This window comes from Prochlorococcus sp. MIT2308 (assembly GCF_059772345.1).
The window spans coordinates 1,350,271-1,365,322 of the sequence record NZ_CM186283.1 but is presented as its reverse complement, the minus strand read 5'-3'; the positions used below and the strand labels follow the sequence as shown (position 1 = coordinate 1,365,322).

The window sequence follows — 15,052 nt, the reverse complement described above, 5'->3', positions numbered from 1 at the left end:
GAAAGATGAAGAGTTATCTTTCACTCGACACCAAAGTGAAATTGAAGAAGTTACGAGTCTTACCTCCTCATATCCATTTCATTGGAATTGGAGGCATTGGCATGTCTGCCCTAGCAATGATTCTTGCTAAAAATGGATATTCCATATCAGGGTCTGACATAAAAAGTAGCCATATTTTGAAAGAATTGGCTAATAATGATGTAATTATATTTAACACTCAAAAAGAATCAAATATTGATAAGATTATTGAGAAAAAAAATAAACATATTTTAGTTGTAATCAGCTCTGCAATCCGTCCTGAAAATCTCGAATTAAAAAAAGCTAAAGAATGTAAGTTACAAATAAAACATCGTTCAGAAATACTAAAATTCTTAATCGATCAAAAGAAATCTATAGTTATTTCAGGTTCTCACGGTAAAACAACCACAAGTACTTACATAACAACTATTCTTTCAATTTTAAAAAAAGATCCCACTGCTGTAATTGGTGGTATTGTTCCTCTATATAATAAAAATTACAACGTTAGTAATAGTGAAATATTAGTAGCAGAAGCAGATGAATCAGATGGATCATTAGTGAACTTTAATTCTAATATTGGCATTATCACAAATGTAGAGCTCGAGCATGTTGATCATTATCAAGATCTAGAAGATGTAATAAAAACTATGAAAAAATTTGCAGAAAATTCTGATTACTTAATTGCAAATTATGACTGCCAAAACCTCAAAAATAATATAAAAGCTTCTCAATGGTTTTCAATTAAAGAAACTAATGATATGGATTTTGCACTAATTCCAAAAGAATCTAATGGATGTGAAATTATTGCAGAATATTATGAAAAAGAAAAATTTATCGATCTAGTCAATGTACCTATTCCCGGCATACACAATTTAAGTAATGCAGTAGGTGCAATTGCTGCGTGTAGAGTAGCTGGAATTCTTTTTAGAGATATAAAAAAAGTAATTGAATATTTACAACTTCCCTCAAGAAGATTTGACTATAGAGGTTTATGGAAAAACAGATTAATTGTAGAAGATTATGCTCATCACCCTAGTGAAATTGATGCTGCAATATCAATTGCTTCTACTATGAGAAATACAAAAAATAATTTCTCCGAAATTCTACCTGAAAGAATAGTATCAATATTTCAACCTCATAGGTATAGTAGAACTAAAAAATTTCAAAAAAAATTTGCAGAAAGTTTAAGTAAATCCGATTTAGTTTTAATAACACCTATCTACTCTGCTGGAGAAGATCAAATCGAAGGAATAAATAATAAGACTATTGGAAATGAGTTAAGAAAATTAAAACCAAACCTAGAAATATATACTCCAGATAATAATCAAGATCTGCTAAAACTAATAAAAGAAAATACTCTAGAAAAAGATTTGATTTTAATTATGGGTGCAGGAGATATTAATATGATATGTTCCAGTCTATTTTTAAAATTAATCAATAATAAGTCAATAAAAAATAATTTAGCTGCTTGATAAATGAATTGTATTCAATTAGAAAAAAATATTTCATTATCAAATTTTACTACTTGGCGAATAGGTGGTCCTGCAGAATGGATTGCTCAACCGAAAAATATCGAAGAAATTAAATATCTAATTAATTGGATAAATAAGAAAAAAATTCCCTGCAACATTTTTGGTGCTGGATCAAATCTTCTAATTAACGACAAAGGAATTAAAGGTTTAAGTTTATGTATGCGTAATTTCAAAGGCATACATATTGATAAAAACAATGGAATTATCGATGTCCTTGGCGGTGAAATGCTTCCTACGTTGGCCAGAAAAGCTGCTGCAAATGGACTTCATGGACTTGAGTGGGCTGTAGGGATACCAGGCACAATTGGTGGAGCAGTAGTTATGAATGCAGGAGCACAAGAACATTGCATATCAGACTATCTCGAAAGTATTACAACATTGTCTTTGAAAGGAGAATACAGAATGATCAAAGGAAAGGATCTAAATTTTGGCTATCGACACAGTCTGCTTCAAAATGAAAACTTGATTGTCTTATCAGCCCAACTCAAGTTGGTGTCAGGTCAAACAGAAATAATTCGACAAGTTACTAATGAAAACCTAAATCATAGATTACGAACTCAACCTTATAAATCCCAAACATGCGGAAGTGTTTTTCGAAATCCAGAACCTTTAAAAGCTGCAAAATTAATTGAAGAACTTGGTCTAAAAGGGTTTCGTTGTGGTGGAGCTGAAATATCCAAAATACATTCAAATTTTATAATTAATGCAAACAATGCTTCTTCTTGTGACGTCAGAGAGTTGATCAAATACATTCAAAAAAGGGTGTTTAATTCTTATGGAATCTTGTTAGAAACAGAAGTCAAACAATGTGGCTTTTAAATTTAAACCCTAAAATCAATAACAATAGGAAATTCTCATGGCTGGATTCGGACTACCAAATTTTGGACAACTCACTGAAGCTTTCAAAAAAGCTCAACAAATTCAGCAGAATGCTCAGAAACTTCAAGAGGAACTTGAAGTTATGGAAATAGAAGGAACGAATAATGACAATCGGGCAAAAATATGGATGTCAGGAAATCAAAAACCTTTACGCGTAGAAATTGATCAATCTCTTCTTTCTGAGGAAAGAGCAATAGTCGAAGAAGCAATATTAGATGCTATGAAATCCGCTCACGAAGTTTCAACTTCAACTATGAAAGAGCGAATGGAAGATTTAACCGGGGGATTCAAGCTTAACCTGCCTGGTATGGGAGATGAGGATTAATCATTTCCTCAAGATTCTCACGATAAAAAGGATATCTTTCAAGATCTTTATTGATTACACAACCAGGCTCATCTCTATGCAAACAATTACGGAACTTGCATTTTGACTTACTTAACTGAGTTCGAAACTCAGGAAACAAATAAGCAAACTCAGATGGCTCGCATATAATTTCTGGACGATTAAACCCTGGAGTATCAGCAAGAAGTGATCCATTTCCAATAGCAAAAAGTTCGACATGTCTTGTCGTATGGGTACCTCTCTTTAATTTTTTGGACACAGATGATGTTGGTAATGAAACGGTTGGGATGAATTGATTAATTAAACTTGTCTTTCCTACTCCAGATGGCCCAACAAGAACAGTTAATTTTGTTTTTCTAAATCGTTCTATTAATGAATCAATACCCTGAGAAGTATGAATAGATACTGGTATACAATCATAACCCCAAGATTTTAATTGATTTATATATAACATCAGATCATTTTTTGTAATTAAATCTATTTTTGTTAAAACTACCAAAGGCTTTATGTTTACACATTCAGCTGTTAATAAAAAACGGCTTGCTTGCTCCATATCAAATAAAGGCTCATCAACTGAGATACAAATAGAAACTAATGTAACGTTTGCCACGGCGGGACGTTTTAAAAAGCTTTTTCTCTGCTCAACTTCAGAAATTACTGCTCTTTTATTTTTATAGTCTACAGACTCCACAAAAACTATGTCACCTACATCTATAAATAGCCCGTGATAATCTAATTTGCGTCTTCTTGTGCATAAAAGTCTAATTTTTTTATGAAATTGATCAAAAAACTCATCTTTAAAATCTTTATAGTCAATTTCTACAATTAAAAAATTTGCCTTAAGTGCAACAACAATACCTTTTAAATTCTTAGATTTATTTTTCTTCACTCGATATTATTAAAGTCACTTTTTTAGAATCTTTATTCAATATCTTTACTTTATAACCCTTCTCTTGTAAACCATTAATCACGCTAGTTTCAGATTCGCCTATATCAAGGTCTACTTTTAAAATTTGATTAGAAGATAAGTTTTCTAACACCAAACAGCATTTAACAAAATTGACTGGACAAGTAAGGCCACACAAATCTAAATAATGATCAATAACATTATTTTTTTCCACTATTATTTTCCAAACAACTTACTAAATAAACCGCTTTTATGATAATGATGTTGAGGTCCCCGTGCAGAGTAATGCCCAGCTAACTCTTCTAATAAATTTCTTTCAGAATCTGATAATTTTGTAGGTAATTTTATCTTTACTGTTACTTGGTGATTACCTCTAGCAACAGGATTACCTAGTTTTGGCACTCCTTTGTTTTCTAAATTCAAAACAGAGTTAGGTTGTGTTCCTGCTGGAATTTGTAATTTAGTCGAGCCATCTACAGTATCTATTTCAATAGTATCACCTAAAATTGCCTGAAGGTAACTAATATTAACATCAGATAAAATTGTCAATCCATCTCTCTTTAAAGAAGGATGATTTCTAACCTTTAAGAAGACATACAGATCTCCAGAGGGACCGCCCTTTAATCCAGCATTACCCTCTCCTGAAACTCTTAAACGTGTTCCGCTATCAACTCCAGCAGGAATATTAATTTTTAATTTCTTTCTTACTTGTTTAACCCCTTTCCCTCCACAAGTATTACAAGGATCTTTTATCACTTGTCCCGTGCCACCACAAGTTGGACATTCAGCGACTTGGGTAAAACTTCCAAAGGGTGTACGAGTAGCTCTTCTTACTTGACCTGCACCACTACATGTAGAACAAGTAACAGGACCAATTCCTTTCTTAGCCCCAGTCCCTCTGCAAATATCGCAAGTTTCTAAATGAGGAACCGTGATCTCTTTTTCTTGTCCAAAAATAGCTTTGTCAAAATCAATCGTTAGGTCATAACGTAAATCATCTCCCTGTTGAGGTCCCCGTCTTTGAGGGCGAGAACCTCCTTGAGAACCAGGGCCACCAAAGCCATTAAAAAAAGTCTCAAACAAATCTGCAAAGCCGCCCATATCTCCCATGTCCGGCATACCAGCGGCCCCACCAATTCCAGCTTCTCCAAATTGGTCGTAACGAGCTCGCTTTTGAGAATCACTTAAAACTTCATATGCTTTACCTATTTCTTTGAACTTATCCTCTGCGCCTGGTTCTTTGTTCACATCAGGGTGATATTTCCGAGCTTGCTGTCTATAAGCTCTTTTTAAAGTGTCAGCATCAGCATCTCTGCTGACACCCAATAGATCGTAAAAATCAGCCATTAGTTCATTTAAACAAATTCAATTCCATTTCGATAATCATGTAGTTAATTCTCATCTTTGGGTAAGTCTTCTGAAGATTGACTTTGTTCTTGATTTTCAGCACTCTTGTCAGGAGTCTCTTGATTAGCTGCTTTTGGTCCTGGTCCCATAGAAACTTTGACCAAAGCATGCCTTAAAACACGACCATTCAAGTGATAGCCCCTTTGTAATTCTTCAATCACAATATCCTCAGCCTTTTCATCACTAGGCTCTCTCATAACAGCCTCATGCAAAGAAGGATCAAAAGGCTGATCAACGACACGCATGGGAGCAACACCTAGTTGCTTAAGAACTTCAACTAGTTGCTTATAAAGTCCTTGATAACTTCTATGCAATGCTTGCGCTTCTTCGCCCTCAGGGTTTAATTGCTGTCTTGCTCTTTCAAAATTATCAACAACAGGAAGTATTTCACTAAGAGTAGTGCATGTAAGTTGAATTTTTAGATCATCTTGATCACGCGTCTGACGCTTTCGGAAGTTATCAAAGTCAGCAGCTATTCTCATATATTGGCTATTTAAAGTTTCATGCTCTTTTTCTAATTGCTGCAATCTTGCTTCAGTATCTGGAACTTTAATATTTGAATCAGAGTTATTTGAAATTTGTTCGTGTGTTGCTTCTACTGAATCAGTATTCAATTCAGGCTTTACTTCCGGATTATCAGAAACCTCAACTTGCTGGGTTGATTCATGATTCGTATTAGAACTTGCAGAGTTTTCGTTGGAATCATCTTGTGATAATTCATGTTCGGAAGAGGACACGTCAGAATTCATATAATTCGAACAGCTAATTAACCATGTTGATAGCAAAGGGTTTTTTGTACAAGCTACGGAAGCCCACACCTATTAAATAGAAAAGAAAATCATTTACGAATCAACTTCAAACGCAAGAGCGACACCATTATTGCAATATCGCTTACCAGTTGGCCTTGGACCATCATTAAAAACATGCCCTTGATGCCCACCACATCGTCGACAGTGATATTCAGTTCTTGGGACAATTAATTTGAAGTCTGTTTTTGTCTCTATTGCATCCGGTAAGTGATCGAAAAAACTTGGCCAACCTGTTCCACTGTCAAACTTTGTTTTTGAAGAAAATAAAGCGAGTCCACATCCTGCACAAAGAAAAACTCCTTTCCTTTTCTCATCATTTAAAGGACTTGAGAATGGTCTCTCGGTTCCTTCCTTGCGTAAAACGTAAAAAGCTTCTTTGGGTAAACGAGTTTCCCATTCTGCTTCCGTTAGAGTTTTATAGTTATCCATAGGTTTAGAGGAAGCAAAAGCACTTTTTGGTTTGATAATAAAACCAAAGAGAGTATTCAAGAATCCAATCATTAAAAATCTACGGTTCAAAGAAATTTTTCAATTGAACCAATATTAATAAAATATATTCTCTAAAAGTTGAAAAAATTCATTCATAAAAAATGATTTCCAACTCTTGCAAAACAAATGAATTCGCTAATTACAGATTAAGTATTGCTCCAATGATGGATTGCACAGATAGGCATTTTCGTGTTCTCATGCGTCAAATCACAAAAAAATCTCTTTTTTATACAGAAATGATTGTCGCGCAAGCACTTCATTACAGTAAACATAGAAATAAATTATTAGATTTTGATGAAATTGAGCATCCAATTGCCATACAACTGGGAGGAGACAATCCGAAAGTTTTAGCTGAGGCAGCTCAAATAGCAGAAGATTGGGGATATGACGAAATTAATTTAAATATTGGATGCCCAAGTTCAAAAGTCAAATCTGGCAACTTTGGGGCTTGTCTAATGGGAAGACCAAAAATAGTCGCAAATTGCATAGAAAAAATGAAAAAATCATGCAATATCCCCATAACAGTGAAACATAGACTTGGTATTGATAACCTCGATAATGATGAATACCTTATGCAATTTGTTGATATTTGTTCAATTGCAGGAGCAGACAGATTTATTGTTCATGCAAGAAAAGCTTGGCTAAACGGATTAAATCCAAAAGAAAATCGAACAATTCCACCCCTTCAATATGAAAGAGTTGAAAAATTAAAAAAAAACAGGCCTGAATTAATTATCGAACTTAACGGTGGAATAAATAAAATAGATGATTGTATTAAAACTCTCAAAGTATTTGATGGAGCAATGATAGGGAGAGCAGCATACTCACGTCCATTCATGTGGACTAAAATAGATTCGATGATTTTCGGACAACAAGAAGAACATTTTTCTAGATCAAAAATAATAATAAAAACTATCCCTTTTGCTCAAAAACATTTAGAAAATGATGGACGTCTTTGGCACATAGCTAAACACATCCTAAACCTGATAGAAAACATACCAAATGCAAAAATATTGAGACAAGAGTTAAGCGAAAAATGTCAAAATAATAAAGCTGACGTTTCTATTTTAAAAAAAATTGCCCAGCAACTTGAAGATGCTGGGCATTAAAAAAAGGAACAAAATCTTTAAGATTCTGCGCCGCCATAATCTGCAGTTGTCTCATCTGCCCCTTCAGGCGAAGCTCCTCTTCTTCTTCTACTGCGACCTTGATCAAAGCCATTAGCATCTTGAGAAGCATTTCCATGACTACGGTCTTCCCAACCTTTAGCTCCAGAAGGTCTATCTTGAGCTGATTGATCTTGACCGCCACCGCCGTAGCCGCCACCGCCGTAACCGCCACCTTGACCGCCACCGCCGTAGCCGCCACCGCCGTAACCGCCAGCTTGGCCGCCACCGCCGTAGCCGCCACCGCCGTAACCGCCACCTTGACCGCCACCACCGTAGCCGCCACCGCCGTAACCGCCACCTTGACCGCCACCGCCGTAGCCGCCACCGCCGTAACCGCCACCTTGACCGCCACCGCCGTAGCCGCCACCGCCGTAACCGCCACCTTGGCCGCCACCGCCGTAACCGCCACCGCCGTAGCCGCCACCGCCATAACCGCCACCGCCGCCTCTTCTGGGAGCACTGCCTCTGGGTTCAGCTTTGTTGATTCTTAAAGGACGGCCCATGAGCTCAGCACCCTGTAGAGATTCAATTGCTGAAGCTTCAACTGCTTCATCAGCCATCTCAACAAAAGCAAAACCTCTTTTGCGTCCTGTATCTCGTTCTAAAGGTAAAGAACAATTTGCCACCTCCCCAAAAGGAGAAAACAATTCAATGACATCTTCCTGCTCAGCGCGGAAGGGTAAGTTGCCGACAAAAATACTCACTTGAAAATTGGACTGAAAATAAAATGTAACTAATAGGCTATGAATAGCCAAAATTAATAACTCTAAAATGAGTTATCATTGCCCACTTTAATACCGAAAGCCCTCAAATAGATTTAAAACAATTTTTTTACTTAAATAATTTTTCCCGCCACAAAACAAGCTGCTCTTGAACTCTTTCAAAACCAGTCCCACCATCACTCAAACGTGACTCAACCACACTTGAAGGCAATAGCTTTTCAAAAATATCTTTTTCAAAAAATTTATGAAATGTTTTCCATGTTTCCAAAGGGATATCTTTTAATAAAACTCCTTGCTCTATGGAAGTCTTTACAATTCGCCCAACTAATTGATAAGCCTCTCGAAATGGTATCTCTTTAGCCACTAAATAATCGGCAACATCTGTAGCATTGGAAAAATCCGATAAAACAGCTCGATTAAGTATTTCTTTTCTAAAAATTAAACCTTCTTCGAATAAAATTGATGTTGCAACTAACGAATTCTTAACAGTTTTAACGCTATCAAAGATTGCTTCTTTATCTTCCTGAAAATCTTTATTATATGCTAACGGTAACCCTTTAATCATCGTAAGCATCGCTTGTAAATGCCCAAAGACTCTCCCTGATTTTCCTCGAACTAGTTCTGGAACGTCAGGATTCTTTTTTTGGGGCATAAGACTACTACCAGTAGCACATCGATCTGTTAGTTGAATAAATGCAAATTCTTCAGACGCCCATAAAATAACTTCCTCAGATAATCTACTTAGATGAGCCATAATTAATGATGAGGCTCCTAAAAACTCTACGACAAAATCTCTATCACTGACAGCATCTAAACTATTAGAATAAATATCTTGAAATTGTAATTCCGAAGAAGTAATCTTTCTATCTATTGCAATAGAAGTTCCTGCCAAAGCAGCTGCTCCCAATGGTGAAATATTAACTCGTTTTCTTACATCTATTAATCTATTTCTATCTCTTTGTGCCATCTCAACATATGCCAATAAGTGATGCGCTAATGACAAAGGTTGTGCTCTTTGTAAATGCGTATAGCCAGGAATAAGTGTTTGAAGATTTTGCTCTGCTAATAAAAAAAGAGCTTTCTGAAGACGCTCCAAATCCATATCAATTTCATCAATACGCTTTCTCAACCATAATCTGAGATCTGTTCCAACTTGATCATTACGACTACGACCAGTATGAAGTTTTTTCCCAAGTGGACCTATCAAATCTATTAATTTTTTTTCTACTGCAAAATGTACATCTTCATCAGAAATAACAGGTTGAAACAAACCATTAGATGCCTCCTTTCTAATTTGTTGAAGACCATTTTCTAATTTAGTAGCCTCCTCCTTAGTAATTATCCCTTGAATTCCAAGCATGCGTGCATGAGCAATTGATCCATCCAAATCTTCCTCTAATAAATTAATATCAAACTCAATTGAAGCATTAAATTTTTCTATAAAAGGATTTAGTCCTTTGTCAAATCTATCGCTCCAAGTTTTGCTCAATGCATTTTCCAAATTACTAATACAAATAAAGCAAGAGTCTTAGCAATTGTCAGGAGGTTTACCAAGTTAATTCAGGAACCGTTGATCTTCATTGACTTTTAAAACCACCATTGATGCATCATCTTCAAGATGATGATCACTCACACCAACAAACGCATCTAATCTTTCAAAAAGTTTATTCAGTATTTTTTTAGCACCTAATCCCTCTCTAGCGAATTTATCTAAAAAAGTTATCAAACGATTTTCGTCAAAACGTTCACCTGATATACCAGGTGCATCAGTAACGCCATCGGTGTAATAAAGAAGAACATCTCCAGGCTGAAGAACAATCTCTCCACATCCATATTCAGCTTCAGGTTGAAGACCTATTAATAGGCCAGGAGCATCCAATCGATTGATTGATTGTGACTTAGCACTCCAAAGCAATGGAGGATTATGTGCTGCATTAGCAAAACGCAGTTTTCTCGATTGCGCATCAAAATCCGAATAAAACAAAGTTACAAACCTATGTGATTGCGTTAGATCTTCAAGAGCTAATTGATTTAAATCATGCAAAATAGAATCAGGGGGTAATCCTGTTAAAACTTCTGCTCGAAGCATTCCTCGCAACATAGTCATCAACAATCCGGCAGGTACGCCTTTACCCATAACATCACCAATTACAAAAGCCCATCGACCACTAGATTTTGCAGCTGCATTCAAGTCTGGACGAGTAGGCATAAAATCGTAATAATCACCACCTACTTGAAAGGCAGGCCTACAACAGGCAGCTAATTCAACCCCATCAATTATTGGACATTGATCAGGTAATAATTGTGATTGGATTTCAGCCCCAGTACTTATTTGTCTATCAACTTTTTCATGATTTCTAATTACCTGAAATATGACATCATTTTCTATCGCAACTCCAGTTAAATCAGCAACTATTTGAATATGTTTTCGATGAACATTACTGCCAAAAATAATCTCTTTTTTATCAATTACGTACAATCGACCTCTATTTCTGCCCCGAGAAACTATTGGTGTAGCAATAAAATTACAAGAATCAAAATATCTTTGAACCAATCGATCCAATATTGCAATATTCTTTTCCTCCATCCCAAAACCCGGTTTTTTTCCTTCTTCTAAAAGAAATAATTTTCTAATCAGTTCAGGATCTTGATCAGTTGGAAACATTTGCAATTGTTCGCACCAAAGACTGCCGTTATCTTGAAAAGGAATTAAAATTGCCCATTTGACACCAACTAATTGAGTCACAAAAAGTGGAATAAGTTCAAGAAAGCGCTGTAAATTAGTGAAACTACGCAGAGCGAAGCTTAATGAAAGCAATAAGTCTTGATTAAAGACTTGCTCTTGAGAAAGACTATTAACTAAATCTGTCAGCGACTTAGACGCATCACTTGATAAAGAGTTAATTGAATGAAAATACTTTTTTTCTGAAATCGGAGAATTTTCTTTCACTATTCTCCAGCAACAAAGAAATTAAAATTTAGCAACATGTACCAAAAATTTCTAGACCTCATCGAACAGTTAAAAGTGCCTCAATAAATTCAAAGCTGTTAAATGGTCGTAAGTCCCTAATCTTCTCGCCAGCACCTATAAATCTGACAGGAAGTTTCGCTTCTGATGCAACAGCCATCGCAACTCCGCCTCTGGAAGATCCATCGAGTTTTGTAAGTATTACGCCAGTTAATTCTGCTGACTCAGCAAACGCTAAAGCCTGCTTAAGTCCATTTTGACCTTGACTAGAATCAAGAACTAGTAAAGATTCAACATTTGCTGTAGGAGCAAGTTTGGTAATAATTTTTCGAATTTTTTTTAATTCCTCCATTAAATTATTTTTCGTTTGTAATCTTCCTGCGGTATCAACCAATAATAAATCGACATTCTTTGATTTACATGCTCCAATAGCATCAAAAACTACCGATGCTGGATCAGCATTTTTAGATTCGTTTGCAATTACCTCAACCCCTGTTCTCGTACCCCATACTTTTACTTGTTGAACCGCTGCAGCTCTAAAAGTATCTGCAGCAGCAATCATTGCAGAAAAACCACTTCTTTTTGCAACACTTGCTAATTTGCCAAGGGTCGTTGTTTTACCAACACCATTAACACCAACTAACATCCAAATATTCAAAAAACCTTTTTTCGGAGAAAGTAAATTAACACCACTATCTTTTATTGGCTTTTCTAAAATATTAACTAATTGTTCTTTTAAAAAACGCAAACCTTCAGAAGCTTCAACGACTTCCTCGTTTAACTTCCTTCTTAAAGAATCTAAAATTTGATCAGTAGCAGAAACTCCCGCATCTGATCTAAGTAAAAGAGTTTCTAAATCATCAAGGACTTCAGGCGTCAGTGGATCATCGCCTAATTTATCTAGTAAATCTGTAACAAAACCTTTACGAGTTTTTTCTAATCCTTGTTTTAGCCTACTAAGCCAATCAATTTCATCTAATGAAAATTGATTAATTTTTTTACCTTGTGCAGCTAAAATTTCCGCTGACCAAGTAAAAGTATCATCAAAATCGCCTAGTTCAGGCTCATCTTCTTCTCTTAAATCTTTAATTTCTTGAGAATTATCTACAGCTAAAATATCTAATTTAGGTTTGTCTTTTTTAGTAATTTCTTTTTGAAGTAATTCTTTCTGCTCTTTTTGTTTTTGTTTAAGTTGTAAATAAGCTTGTTTTGCCCAATCTAAAGACTCATCTACAGCAGGTTGAGAATCCTCTCTTTTATCATTATCAAAAGAGGCTGTTACTTCCTGAGAAAAATCGTCTTTCATTTCGTGGTAAGTATTAAATTAGAATTTTGAAGATTTCTTAAAACTCCATTAATCATTCTTCGGCCTTGTTCATCGCTATATCGGTTAGCTAGATTTACAGCCTCATTACATGTAACAGCGGTAGGAGTATTAAAATCAATCAAATCTACCAATGCCAATCTCAAAATATCTCTATCAATTCTAGGTAATCTTTTAAAACGCCAACCTTCCATGACGCTATCAAGATTCTTATCAATCTCTTCTTGCTTATCAATAACTTTATAAACTCGCTTAAGAGCTAGCTCACGTATTTCTTTTTGATCAACTAGAGCTATTAATCTTGGTAATTCGATACTTTCAGATAAACAATTAAGTATACTCTCAGAGTCAATTAGGCAAATTTTTAAATGATTACGACAATTTTTCAACAAACCTGCATCTTCTTGAAATTCACTATCTAATAATTCCTGATTAGCTTTTTCTAATTTTGACGCACATAAATCTAGTTGCTCACGCCAATGCTGGGTTAAAGATTCGATCGCTTGACTAAGTAGACTTTCAACATTGAGGTTTTTAGTATATTTTTTGTTTATTTGTCCGAGAAGCAAAAGAGCTAATTCTCTAGAAATTGATTTTAATTGCATATCTATAATTGAAAAATACTTTAAGAAGATGAAGCTCTTAATTGAGAAAACAAACTAGAAAAAGAAGTATTTGTAGAATTGTTCCTATCATCAGGATTTACAATTCCAGCAGAAATAATTGTTCTAAATGCATCTTCAACAGATATATCTAAGTCCTTAACAGATCCTTCTGGAACCAAGGTGTACCAGCCAGTTGTAGGGTTAGGAGCTGTGGGTATAAAAACACTTAATAAGGGTTGATCTGGTTCAGTTTGAAGAGATGGTCCAACAATTCCTGTGACAAAACCAACACTAAATAAGCCTTCACGGGGATATTCAACTAAAACAACTCTGCGGAATCTTGTTGAATTATCTCTAAGAAAAGTTTCTAACAATTGTTTGAGAGTTTTATAAACTGATCCCGCAAGAGGTATTCGAGAAAGCGTCCCTTCCCCAAACTCAAGCAACCATCTCCCTACAAAGTTCCTAGCCATTAAGCCTATCAATAAAATACCCAAAAGTGGGACAGTTAAGCCCAACGCAAGATTAATTAGATCTTGCAATAAAGGATTAAGAGTAATAAAGGGATTTAATTGTTTTGGTATCGAAGTTAATATTGCCAAAACAAAACGGCTGACAATCGTAGACAGCCAAATAGTGGTGGCTAAAGGAATAACCACCAACAGACCAGCTATGAGGTCATTTTTAAGATCCTGCTGAAGCCTAGAGCCAAGAGTCAGGTCTTCCTTTGGAGAGGAGGACTGCACCAAATAAAGAGAGTCCGAACAATGTATATATATACAATCTAACCAAATTCAGTGCATTAATTAAATAATTTAAGCTATTAATAGAAATAAAACATTAAAAGAAAGCATTTGAGGGCCCATATAAAGTCGCATTTGCCTGGAAAACCTTTTCAGTAAAGGTAAAAAAATTATTCTCAAAAAGCTGCTTGTGAAAACGAAGAAATCGATTGCTCTAACAAAAAAAATTAAAGAGGAGGCTTTAAAAGAAGGCTTTGATGCAGTAGGGATTGCAAAAGTTCCAGGATCTTCAAGATTAAACCTTCGAACGGCAGCCTTAGAAAGATGGCTACAAGCTGGACATCAAGCAAAAATGGAATGGATGAAAAACCCAAGAAGAAAGAATGTTGAAAATATGCTTAAAGGAGTAAAAAGTATTCTTGCTGTTGGACTTAATTACTATATTGAGACTGACAAAACACCTAAAGACATATCCATTGCCAGATATGGATGGGGAAACGATTATCACAAAATTATTGAAAAAAAATTAAAAAAAATCGCTCTATTTTTAGAAAAAGAGAGACCAGACTCTAAATGGAAAATATGCGTTGATACGAATGCTTTTTTAGACAAAGCATGGGCTGAAGAAGCTGGAATTGGGTGGATTGGAAAACATAGCAATATAATTAATTCTAAAATTGGCTCTTGGATGTTCATAGGTCATCTTTTATCTACTGAAATTTTGGAAGCTGACATACCTTCACAACCAATATGCGGCGAATGTGAAAAATGTATTGATGCATGCCCAACCAAAGCGATTGAAGAACCCTTTGTTGTTAATGCAAATAAGTGCTTGGCATATCACACCTTGGAAAACAGAGAAAAAAAATTGCCAGAAAATATAATTAACAATATGGGAAATTGGATTGCAGGTTGTGATATTTGTCAGGAAGTATGCCCATGGAATCAGAAAAATATCCCAAATACCACTGAACCAGATCTACAACCATCTGAATGGATTATGAATATAAACAGAAAGGATGCATTATCTTGGAGTGATTCAAAGTGGAAAGAAGCTTTAAACAAATCAGCATTAAAACGAATTAAACCATGGATGTGGCGTAGAAATATAAATTCAATCTCAAATAATCAGTAAAA

16 protein-coding genes are annotated in these 15,052 nt (G+C 35.4%); 5 read left to right on the top strand and 11 right to left on the bottom strand.

Features of this window, described 5'->3' with window-relative positions:
* Nucleotides 1-35: 35 nt before the first annotated feature.
* The 3 genes from murC to AC6EIW_RS07795 are packed head-to-tail and all read left to right on the top strand — an operon-like array spanning nucleotide 36 to nucleotide 2,754.
* Nucleotides 36-1,490 carry a UDP-N-acetylmuramate--L-alanine ligase gene (gene murC, locus AC6EIW_RS07805; protein ID WP_498520103.1) on the top strand — a complete coding sequence of 485 codons (1,455 nt, stop codon included), beginning with the start codon at nucleotides 36-38 and terminating at the stop codon, nucleotides 1,488-1,490.
* 3 nt (nucleotides 1,491-1,493) lie between these two features.
* Nucleotides 1,494-2,369, top strand: coding sequence for a UDP-N-acetylmuramate dehydrogenase (gene murB / locus AC6EIW_RS07800; protein ID WP_498520102.1), 876 nt, complete (start codon nucleotides 1,494-1,496; stop codon nucleotides 2,367-2,369).
* Nucleotides 2,370-2,406: 37 nt separating this feature from the next.
* Nucleotides 2,407-2,754: a YbaB/EbfC family nucleoid-associated protein gene (locus AC6EIW_RS07795; RefSeq protein WP_498461772.1), complete on the top strand. Its 348-nt coding sequence runs from the start codon at nucleotides 2,407-2,409 to the stop codon at nucleotides 2,752-2,754.
* Here the strand turns inward: AC6EIW_RS07795 and rsgA are convergent.
* From rsgA to msrB, 5 genes are all read right to left on the bottom strand, one after another.
* The gene (gene rsgA / locus AC6EIW_RS07790) at nucleotides 2,723-3,661 is read right to left on the bottom strand and encodes a ribosome small subunit-dependent GTPase A (protein WP_498520101.1); all 939 of its coding nucleotides are present in this window, start codon (nucleotides 3,659-3,661) and stop codon (nucleotides 2,723-2,725) included. The genes AC6EIW_RS07795 and rsgA overlap by 32 nt on opposite strands.
* On the bottom strand, nucleotides 3,648-3,893 hold the full coding sequence (locus AC6EIW_RS07785; protein ID WP_498520100.1) for a sulfurtransferase TusA family protein: 246 nt from the start codon (nucleotides 3,891-3,893) through the stop codon (nucleotides 3,648-3,650). Before AC6EIW_RS07785 ends, rsgA begins: the two co-directional genes overlap by 14 nt.
* A 2-nt stretch (nucleotides 3,894-3,895) precedes the next feature.
* A complete protein-coding gene (dnaJ, locus tag AC6EIW_RS07780; RefSeq protein WP_498520099.1) occupies nucleotides 3,896-5,026 on the bottom strand; it encodes a molecular chaperone DnaJ in 1,131 nt (376 codons plus the stop codon).
* A gap of 44 nt (nucleotides 5,027-5,070) precedes the next feature.
* Nucleotides 5,071-5,835, bottom strand: coding sequence for a nucleotide exchange factor GrpE (gene grpE, locus AC6EIW_RS07775; RefSeq protein ID WP_498520098.1), 765 nt, complete (start codon nucleotides 5,833-5,835; stop codon nucleotides 5,071-5,073).
* Between the two features lie 93 nt (nucleotides 5,836-5,928).
* Entirely contained in the window at nucleotides 5,929-6,396 is a 468-nt protein-coding gene (msrB, locus tag AC6EIW_RS07770; protein ID WP_498521631.1) for a peptide-methionine (R)-S-oxide reductase MsrB, read from the bottom strand.
* Between the two features lie 89 nt (nucleotides 6,397-6,485).
* Here msrB and dusA point away from each other — a divergent pair, with 89 nt between their 5' ends.
* A complete protein-coding gene (dusA, locus tag AC6EIW_RS07765; protein WP_498520097.1) occupies nucleotides 6,486-7,493 on the top strand; it encodes a tRNA dihydrouridine(20/20a) synthase DusA in 1,008 nt (335 codons plus the stop codon).
* A 17-nt stretch (nucleotides 7,494-7,510) separates the two neighbouring features.
* Here the strand turns inward: dusA and AC6EIW_RS07760 are convergent, their stop codons facing one another.
* The 6 genes from AC6EIW_RS07760 to AC6EIW_RS07735 all read right to left on the bottom strand — a co-directional run bounded on the left by AC6EIW_RS07760 (nucleotide 7,511) and on the right by AC6EIW_RS07735 (nucleotide 13,918).
* A complete protein-coding gene (locus AC6EIW_RS07760) occupies nucleotides 7,511-8,257 on the bottom strand; it encodes an RNA recognition motif domain-containing protein (RefSeq protein ID WP_498521630.1) in 747 nt (248 codons plus the stop codon).
* Nucleotides 8,258-8,384: 127 nt separating this feature from the next.
* A complete protein-coding gene (gene argH / locus AC6EIW_RS07755) occupies nucleotides 8,385-9,776 on the bottom strand; it encodes an argininosuccinate lyase (protein ID WP_498520096.1) in 1,392 nt (463 codons plus the stop codon).
* A gap of 54 nt (nucleotides 9,777-9,830) precedes the next feature.
* Entirely contained in the window at nucleotides 9,831-11,180 is a 1,350-nt protein-coding gene (locus AC6EIW_RS07750; RefSeq protein ID WP_498521629.1) for a PP2C family protein-serine/threonine phosphatase, read from the bottom strand.
* A 103-nt stretch (nucleotides 11,181-11,283) separates the two neighbouring features.
* A complete protein-coding gene (gene ftsY / locus AC6EIW_RS07745; RefSeq protein ID WP_498520095.1) occupies nucleotides 11,284-12,549 on the bottom strand; it encodes a signal recognition particle-docking protein FtsY in 1,266 nt (421 codons plus the stop codon).
* The gene (gene nusB, locus AC6EIW_RS07740) at nucleotides 12,546-13,172 is read right to left on the bottom strand and encodes a transcription antitermination factor NusB (protein ID WP_498520094.1); all 627 of its coding nucleotides are present in this window, start codon (nucleotides 13,170-13,172) and stop codon (nucleotides 12,546-12,548) included. Before nusB ends, ftsY begins: the two co-directional genes overlap by 4 nt.
* A 20-nt stretch (nucleotides 13,173-13,192) precedes the next feature.
* Nucleotides 13,193-13,918: a DUF502 domain-containing protein gene (locus tag AC6EIW_RS07735; RefSeq protein ID WP_498461761.1), complete on the bottom strand. Its 726-nt coding sequence runs from the start codon at nucleotides 13,916-13,918 to the stop codon at nucleotides 13,193-13,195.
* A 187-nt stretch (nucleotides 13,919-14,105) separates the two neighbouring features.
* On the opposite strand from AC6EIW_RS07735, the gene queG reads away from it, so the two are divergent.
* Nucleotides 14,106-15,050 carry a tRNA epoxyqueuosine(34) reductase QueG gene (queG, locus tag AC6EIW_RS07730; protein WP_498520093.1) on the top strand — a complete coding sequence of 315 codons (945 nt, stop codon included), beginning with the start codon at nucleotides 14,106-14,108 and terminating at the stop codon, nucleotides 15,048-15,050.
* The last annotated feature ends 2 nt before the right edge of the window (nucleotides 15,051-15,052 follow it).

What these genes read in the sequence shown, in the direction of transcription:
- murB (WP_498520102.1), top strand. Translation starts at nt 1,494, where the DNA reads ATGAATTGTATTCAATTAGAAAAAAATATTTCATTATCAAATTTTACT.
- AC6EIW_RS07795 (WP_498461772.1), top strand. Translation starts at nt 2,407, where the DNA reads ATGGCTGGATTCGGACTACCAAATTTTGGACAACTCACTGAAGCTTTC.
- dnaJ (WP_498520099.1), bottom strand. Translation starts at nt 5,026, where the DNA reads ATGGCTGATTTTTACGATCTATTGGGTGTCAGCAGAGATGCTGATGCT.
- grpE (WP_498520098.1), bottom strand. Translation starts at nt 5,835, where the DNA reads ATGAATTCTGACGTGTCCTCTTCCGAACATGAATTATCACAAGATGAT.
- msrB (WP_498521631.1), bottom strand. Translation starts at nt 6,396, where the DNA reads ATGATTGGATTCTTGAATACTCTCTTTGGTTTTATTATCAAACCAAAA.
- dusA (WP_498520097.1), top strand. Translation starts at nt 6,486, where the DNA reads ATGATTTCCAACTCTTGCAAAACAAATGAATTCGCTAATTACAGATTA.
- ftsY (WP_498520095.1), bottom strand. Translation starts at nt 12,549, where the DNA reads ATGAAAGACGATTTTTCTCAGGAAGTAACAGCCTCTTTTGATAATGAT.
- nusB (WP_498520094.1), bottom strand. Translation starts at nt 13,172, where the DNA reads ATGCAATTAAAATCAATTTCTAGAGAATTAGCTCTTTTGCTTCTCGGA.